Below are 7,511 nucleotides of genomic sequence, written 5' to 3'. Positions count from 1 at the left end.
CCTTGAATACTTAAAACCTTGTAGCGGTTCCGCTCATTGCTTCGAGGTTTTTCAAAAAGGTAAAAATCGACCTTTTTCTTCGAAGCGGCAATGGCTTCTCTCGCTACTCGTATTCAAGGAGAAACCCACTCCTTGAATACTTAAAACCTTGTAGCGGTTCCGCTCATTGCTTCGAGGTTTTTCAAAAAGGTAAAAATCGACCTTTTTGAAAAACCTCTCTTATATAATTGATTCTCGGATTGTTACGTTAACTCCTTTTGGGGCATAGCCTTCAACGTCGATATTTGTACCGTTTACTGTTACCCAGCCAAGTCCTGAGAAAACAATGTCCACCTTTTTATCTTTAATATGAAATGTATGCTTCATCAGTGGAGGAAGTGATTCTTTGCTTTTAGGTCCGGGTGGTGTTAATAACTCTCCAAGGTGATTTTGATATAGATCATCTGCTTTCTCTTGTTTCGTCCTATGAATGTGTAATTCATTTGAACAATAACAAGTAAAAGAAGTCCTCTCTCCTTTTACAAAATCAAAACGACCAAGTCCACCAAAAAATAACGTTTGACCTGCATTCAATTGATAAACCATTGGTTTAATCTCTTTTTTCGGCGTAATCACTTTTAATTCTTGCTTATCTATATAATGAGCCATTTGATGATGATTAATGATTCCTGGAGTATCATAAAGGGCTCGTCCATCATCAAGCGGAATATCAATCATATCTAATGTTGTACCTGGAAAATGTGATGTTGTAATTAACTGTTCTGTATCCCCACTGAATGTTTCAATTATTTTATTAATAAATGTTGATTTTCCAACGTTTGTACAACCAACAACATACACATCTTGACCTTTCCTAAGACGATCAATTTCAGATGCTACTTCTTCAATCCCAATTCCTTTTTCTGCACTCATTAGCATTACGTCAATAGGTTTTAGTCCAAGTTCTTTAGACGATTTTTTCATCCAATTAATCAATCGATTGTGACTTAAGGATTTCGGCAATAAATCGACTTTATTTCCAACTAACAATACATCATTTCCTCCAACAAAACGATGTAATCCCGGCAACCAACTACCAGTAAAATCAAAAATATCAACAACTTTTACTATTAACGCCTTTTTCTGGCCTAAGCCATTTAAGATTTTCAAGAAATCATCATCAGTTAATGATACATCTTGAACCTCATTATAATGTGTTAACCTGAAACACCGCTGGCAGATAATTACCTCTCTTTCCAATGCTGTCATCGGAGCATAACCCAGTTTATCTTTGGCTTCAGATTGAATCTTTACACCACAGCCTGCACAAATTACACTTCTTTCTTCCATTATTCACCCTCCCAATTTCATTGCTTGAGCAATCAATTGAATATTGCTACGTAACTTTAGCTATCGTTTTACTTTCTTTTCATCCTCTTTCTATATTATGAGAGACATTTCTTCCTCTCATCCGGCATTCTCAATCTGTTTTACCACCCTACTTTTCCAAGGGATACCTGTTCCAGTATAAAACGAGTAGGTGTGATGGTCATTTGAAACAACCCACCATTCTTTTAACGGGCATTACCAAACTTTAACTATACCTTTAGTCACTTTCTTTTTCAATAAATTATGTATGGGATCTTTAAAAACTACTCTCAAGTTGAAAAATAACGCCACTTCCCTATCTTAAGTGTTAGTTAAACCATGCAAAAATTGACTTTTGTACAACACATTATTAGAAAAAATGTAAATTTTTTCATCATTTTTAAAAACTTTTCGACAAAGGTAAGCAACAATCAACACTTGTGGATAACTTTATACACGTTATACATCATTAAAACAAAGGGTTTTAAATGGTAATAAACAGGGAACTAACAACTTATCCACCATCAAGTGTGGATAAGTAGAACAGTTGTTCTATTTTGGAAGACATGGTAGGATGAAATCACAAAGAACAACTTACTATCATATTCACATAATGAATGACTATTCCTATAAAAAATTTAGATTAACAATACCAGAGGAGGTGAACCTGTCTACATTCGACAGGAACAATATGCAAAACCTTTCGGACGAGCTTCTTATTGAGACTTACTATAAGGCTGTAGAATTAAACTTAAATCATGATTTTATTGAATTAATTCGCGTAGAAATAGCAAGACGTTCCCTCTCTGACAAAATAAAATTATCCTCTTAAATGAAAAAGAGTGTTCCAAAAGGTCATTTCCCCTTTAGAACACTCTTTATAAGCAGCTATCGACAAAAGTGCGATAGCTGCTTTTTTTAATTGGCAAGTTCACTCACTCAAATGGCATGCGATTCCCAATTCGAATGTACTCTCGTGGTTGAAAAGGGAATGTAGTAGGAACGTCTTCATTTAACTGTTGGACGTTTACTGAATTAGGCCAATCTAATCCTTTTTCATGGATTGTTCGGTTATTAAATTCATTGGCGTACCAACCTCCAGCAAAGAGGAATAGAAAGATACCAATTGACACTAGTCCTTTTTTCTTTTTCGTCATAGCTGTCACTCCTGTTAGGGAAACCTTCTTTTTTATAGAGTGGTACATAACAAAAAAAAATATACATACAATTGCCAAATTTTGTCGATACTTCCATAAACCACTACAAAACAAACGCGTTAAAAAATTTTTTTTTACTGTTTTTAATCTTATTTCTACATATTTAATAATATTTAGAAAATCCGCTAATGCTAAAGGCGTCTCGGATGCACGTGTTAAAAAATTAGGTTATACTTCTATTTAGCATGCGAGTTGTGTAAGGAGATAGGCATAATAATTAGGGTGGAATGAATAAAAATGCACAATTTAACTTGGATTACAATTAAGAAGGAGGTATATCATTTTGACGGTTTTACATTGGGCTACAATCTCCCCATTTTTGTTAGCCATTTTGATTCCTTTTCTCTATAAGTACGCAAGACCAATACATACGGGGTGGTTCGTCCTTGTACTCCCGCTTGTCTTGTTTATTTATTTTATTCGATTTATTCCTATAACTTCTGCTGGTGACGTTATAGAATATACTGTCCCTTGGGTTCCTTCTCTAGGGATTAATTTTACTGTGTATCTTGACGGTTTAAGTTTACTGTTTCTTTTATTAATTACGGGGATTGGTACACTAGTTATCCTTTATTCGATCTACTATTTATCGAATAAAACAGAAAAGCTTAATAACTTTTACGTATACTTACTTATGTTCATGGGGGCTATGCTAGGAGTTGTCTTATCCGATAACTTAATTGTCCTCTACGTGTTTTGGGAATTAACAAGTTTAGCTTCTTCTTTACTAATTAGTTATTGGTTCCATCGTGAAAAATCTACATACGGTGCACAGAAATCAATGCTTATTACTGTGTTTGGTGGCTTATCGATGCTTGGTGGTTTTTGCCTTCTTTATGTTATGACGGGAACATTTAGCATTCGTGAAATCATTGCCAATGTCGATTTAGTTACAACGAGTACACTCTTTTTACCTGCTATGCTTCTCGTTTTACTTGGAGCTTTTACAAAATCAGCACAATTTCCATTTCACATTTGGTTACCAGATGCGATGGAAGCTCCTACACCAGTAAGTGCATACTTACACTCTGCAACAATGGTTAAAGCAGGAATTTATTTAGTAGCTCGCCTAACACCCGTTTTCGGTGGTGGTGCTGAGTGGTTCTGGATTTTATCGGCAGTTGGGGTTACAACCCTATGCTGGGGCTCTATCTCTGCTGTTCGCCAAAAAGACCTTAAGTCAATCCTTGCTTTTTCAACTATCAGTCAACTCGGTTTGATTATGTGTTTGCTTGGTCTTGGGTCTGCTTCTCTTTATTACGGATCTGGTACAGAAACCATTTACACAACTGCTATTCTTGCTGCAGTTTTTCACCTGATCAATCATGCTACATTTAAAGGTAGTCTCTTTATGACAGCTGGTATCATTGATCACGAAACTGGAACTCGTGACATTCGTAAACTAGGTGGATTAATGACGATTATGCCTGTTACATTTACCATTTCATTGATTGGTTTAGCTTCCATGGCAGGTTTGCCACCATTTAATGGGTTCCTTAGTAAAGAAATGTTTTTTACAGGTGTTCTAAACTCAACAGAACTTGACATTTTCAACATGCAGACTTTAGGGATACTTTTCCCGATCCTCGCTTGGATTGCTAGTGTTTTCACATTTGTTTACTGTATGGTCATGTTCTTTAGAACCTTTACTGGAAAGTTCAAACCAGAAAACTATGATGTCAAACACGTGCATGAAGCCCCGATTGGAATGTTAATTAGTCCAATTATATTAGGTTCCTTAGTCGTAATATTTGGTTTCTTCCCAAATTTACTTGCATACACACTCATTGAACCAGCTATGGCTTCTATTCTTCCAAATCTGTTAGGTCCTGATGATAGGTTCTATGTAAACATTTATCATTGGCATGGATTTAACACAGAGTTATTTATGACAATAGGAGTGATTGCGCTTGGTACCTTCATCTTTTTAATGATGAAAAATTGGGCAAAAATGGCGGTTTACCAAAAAGAGCGCGACCCTCTCAATTGGTTCTATGACCATTCTTTGTCTGGATTAATTAGCGGTTCTCAGTTTGTCACACGTATTCAAATGACAGGACTGTTACGTGATTATTTTGTCTACATGTGCGTATTTATGATTTTACTGTTTGGCTATACGATGTTCCGTTACGATGCATTTGCAATTGATACTGTCAATGTGACAGGAATTGATCCTTTTATGTGGATTTTAACACTTGTGTTTATTGGGGCAACGGTAGTCATGCCATTTATCAACCATCGTATTACAGCGATTATTGTTGTCGGTGTCATCGGATTTCTTCTAGCCTTGTTCTTTGTTGTTTTCCGAGCACCAGACTTAGCGTTAACTCAGCTGTTAGTTGAAACAGTAACTGTTGTTCTCTTTATGCTAGCGTTCTATCACTTACCTGAGTTACGAAAAGAATCGTTTAAACCACGTTTCAACATTGTCAACTTGATTATTTCGATTGCTGTTGGGGGACTTGTAACAGCCATTGCTTTTAGTGCAGCTGCCCTTGGGAATGAAGCAAACTACGAATCAATTGCAGAGTATTTTATTCAAAATTCAAAAGAGCTAGCAGGCGGTTACAATATGGTTAACGTTATCCTTGTTGACTTCCGTGGCCTTGATACTCTTCTTGAAGTACTTGTACTAGGTATTGCTGCACTTGGTGTAGTAGCTCTAATTAAGTTACGAATGACAGGGAGGGAAGATGTGTGAAGAAACAAATCAAATCAAATGAATTAATGCTTCATACAATCACTAGAGTTGTCACCTTCATCATCCTCGCCTTCTCAGTGTACCTATTCTTCGCCGGACATAATAATCCCGGCGGAGGTTTCATCGGAGGATTAATGACAGCTAGTGCACTTCTTCTAATGTATCTTGGGTTTGATATGAAGAGTATAAAATCGGCATTGCCGTTTAACTTCACGTCAATGATTGCGATTGGCCTTTTAATTGCGATTGCAACAGGCGTTTCGAGTATGCTATTTGGATATCCATTTCTTACTCAATTCTTTGAATATTATCAACTACCTATTTTAGGAGAAACGGAACTTACAACGGCATTGCCATTTGACCTAGGTGTTTACTTAGTCGTTGTTGGCATTGCTTTAACGATTATTTTAACGATTGCGGAGGATGATGCTTAATGGAAATACTCATGTCCATAACTGTTGGTATCCTCTTCATGGTCGGGACATATATGATTTTAACAAAGAGCTTATTACGTGTTATTTTAGGACTAATCCTATTATCACATGGAGCTCATATGTTGCTTTTAACAATGGCTGGCTTACAGAGAGGAACGCCACCGCTGTTAAGCTTAGGATCAGATGCCTATAGTGATCCGCTACCACAGGCCCTTATCCTAACAGCAATTGTAATTAGTTTTGGGGTCACATCTTTCTTACTTGTTCTAGCTTACCGAACATACAAAGAACATAAGACAGATGATTTAGACCAATTGAGGGGATCTGCTGATGAATAACTTAATAATCTTACCGGTTCTAATCCCGTTTATTATTGGAACAATCTTAATCTTATTTGCAAAGCATCATACCATTCAACGTGTTGTTAGTGGAATTACAGCAATTGGTATGCTAATCCTATCTATCTATATTGCAGTTTTTGTCTATCAGAATGGCATCACAGTTCTTGAGTTAGGGAATTGGCCTGCTCCATTTGGAATTGTGCTCGTTGCAGATATGTTTGCAACAATGATGGTGATTTTATGTAGTATCGTTGGGGTCGTTTGTTTGTTTTTTGCCTTTCAAACGATTTCATCAGAACGTGAAAAATTCTTTTTCTACCCGTTCTACTTTTTCCTACTTGCAGGTGTAAACGGTGCGTTTTTAACAGGTGACTTATTCAATCTGTTTGTATTTTTTGAAGTTATGTTGATCTCTTCCTATATTCTCATTGTAATGGGAGGAACAAAATACCAGTTACGTGAGTCTTTAAAATATGTAGTAATTAACGTGTTTGCGTCAATTTTATTTATCGTTGGTGTTGCTTACATTTATGCTGTAACTGGTACGCTTAATATGGCTCAAATTGCTGAACGCGTTGCTGAACTTGAACAAGTAGGTGTATTGAACGTTATCGCCGTCCTTTTCTTTGTTGTCTTTGCAATGAAGGGTGGATTATTTCCACTGTATTTCTGGCTCCCTCGTTCATATTATGGTCCACCTGCAGCGATTGCTGCTTTGTTCGGTGGGTTATTAACGAAAGTTGGAATCTATGCGATTATCCGTTCTTTCACACTCATTTTCACACATGATCCTGGTTTTACTCATTACCTCATTGTAACAATTGCTGGGTTTACGATGATTTTTGGAGTGCTTGGAGCCGTGTCTCAATTTGACTTTAAACGTATCCTGTCCTATCACATTATTAGTCAGGTAGGATACATGGTGATGGGTCTTGGTATTTACTCACAACTTGCTGTTGCAGGAGCTATTTATTACATCGCTCACCATATTATTGTAAAATCTGCTTTGTTCCTCTTTGCTGGTGCTACTCAGCGGATAACTGGAACAACAGATCTTAAGAAGATGGGTGGCTTGCTTAAAACTCATCCATATCTAGCATGGATGTTCTTCATATCAGCCATCTCGCTAGCTGGGATCCCGCCATTAAGTGGTTTCTTTAGTAAGTTTCCAATTATTTTAGCTGGTTTTGAAGAAGGAAATTATGTAATAGCAGCTGTTGCTCTTGCAGTCGGACTATTAACCTTATTTTCAATGATGAAGATTTTCATCTATGCATTCTGGGGGGAACAAAAACATACAGAGAAGCAAGCAAACTTTAAAGCTGGAAAGCTTCTTTTACCGATCGTTCCACTTGTTGCGTTGACAATTATCTTAGGTTTTGCAGCAGAACCTGTCTTCCAATATTCATTACAAGTGGCAGAACAAATCCTAGACCCATCGATTTATATCGAATCTGTTCTTAAGGAGTAG

7 protein-coding genes are annotated in these 7,511 nt (G+C 36.8%); 5 read left to right on the top strand and 2 right to left on the bottom strand.

The window, feature by feature from the left end; genetic code table 11:
• Positions 1–219: 219 nt before the first annotated feature.
• Positions 220–1,329, bottom strand: a complete 1,110-nt coding sequence (yqeH, locus tag SLH51_RS18480; protein ID WP_335962933.1) for a ribosome biogenesis GTPase YqeH — start codon at positions 1,327–1,329, stop codon at positions 220–222.
• Between the two features lie 709 nt (positions 1,330–2,038).
• Between yqeH and SLH51_RS18475 the strand changes: the two genes are divergently transcribed.
• Positions 2,039–2,179 carry a sporulation histidine kinase inhibitor Sda gene (locus SLH51_RS18475; RefSeq protein ID WP_332691367.1) on the top strand — a complete coding sequence of 47 codons (141 nt, stop codon included), beginning with the start codon at positions 2,039–2,041 and terminating at the stop codon, positions 2,177–2,179.
• 103 nt (positions 2,180–2,282) lie between these two features.
• Here the strand turns inward: SLH51_RS18475 and SLH51_RS18470 are convergent, their stop codons facing one another.
• Positions 2,283–2,504 carry a hypothetical protein gene (locus SLH51_RS18470; protein ID WP_335962932.1) on the bottom strand — a complete coding sequence of 74 codons (222 nt, stop codon included), beginning with the start codon at positions 2,502–2,504 and terminating at the stop codon, positions 2,283–2,285.
• A 343-nt stretch (positions 2,505–2,847) separates the two neighbouring features.
• Between SLH51_RS18470 and SLH51_RS18465 the strand changes: the two genes are divergently transcribed.
• The 4 genes from SLH51_RS18465 to SLH51_RS18450 are packed head-to-tail and all read left to right on the top strand — an operon-like array spanning position 2,848 to position 7,511.
• Positions 2,848–5,265 carry a Na+/H+ antiporter subunit A gene (locus SLH51_RS18465; RefSeq protein WP_335962931.1) on the top strand — a complete coding sequence of 806 codons (2,418 nt, stop codon included), beginning with the start codon at positions 2,848–2,850 and terminating at the stop codon, positions 5,263–5,265.
• Positions 5,262–5,699 carry a Na(+)/H(+) antiporter subunit B gene (locus SLH51_RS18460; protein ID WP_390184058.1) on the top strand — a complete coding sequence of 146 codons (438 nt, stop codon included), beginning with the start codon at positions 5,262–5,264 and terminating at the stop codon, positions 5,697–5,699. The genes SLH51_RS18465 and SLH51_RS18460 overlap by 4 nt, the downstream gene beginning before the upstream one ends.
• Complete coding sequence (locus tag SLH51_RS18455) at positions 5,699–6,037, top strand: Na(+)/H(+) antiporter subunit C (RefSeq protein ID WP_332690789.1); 339 nt, start codon at positions 5,699–5,701, stop codon at positions 6,035–6,037. The genes SLH51_RS18460 and SLH51_RS18455 overlap by 1 nt, the downstream gene beginning before the upstream one ends.
• Positions 6,030–7,511 carry a Na+/H+ antiporter subunit D gene (locus SLH51_RS18450; RefSeq protein WP_335962930.1) on the top strand — a complete coding sequence of 494 codons (1,482 nt, stop codon included), beginning with the start codon at positions 6,030–6,032 and terminating at the stop codon, positions 7,509–7,511. The genes SLH51_RS18455 and SLH51_RS18450 overlap by 8 nt, the downstream gene beginning before the upstream one ends.

Origin of the sequence: Halalkalibacter kiskunsagensis, assembly GCF_037027555.1 — a bacterium.
Lineage (GTDB): Bacteria > Bacillota > Bacilli > Bacillales > Bacillaceae_D > Halalkalibacter > Halalkalibacter kiskunsagensis.
The sequence above is the reverse complement of the archived record's forward strand: the minus strand, read 5'-3'. Positions and strand labels throughout refer to the sequence as shown.

What these genes read in the sequence shown, in the direction of transcription:
- SLH51_RS18475 (WP_332691367.1), top strand. Translation starts at nt 2,039, where the DNA reads ATGCAAAACCTTTCGGACGAGCTTCTTATTGAGACTTACTATAAGGCT.
- SLH51_RS18450 (WP_335962930.1), top strand. Translation starts at nt 6,030, where the DNA reads ATGAATAACTTAATAATCTTACCGGTTCTAATCCCGTTTATTATTGGA.
- yqeH (WP_335962933.1), bottom strand. Translation starts at nt 1,329, where the DNA reads ATGGAAGAAAGAAGTGTAATTTGTGCAGGCTGTGGTGTAAAGATTCAA.
- SLH51_RS18455 (WP_332690789.1), top strand. Translation starts at nt 5,699, where the DNA reads ATGGAAATACTCATGTCCATAACTGTTGGTATCCTCTTCATGGTCGGG.
- SLH51_RS18470 (WP_335962932.1), bottom strand. Translation starts at nt 2,504, where the DNA reads ATGACGAAAAAGAAAAAAGGACTAGTGTCAATTGGTATCTTTCTATTC.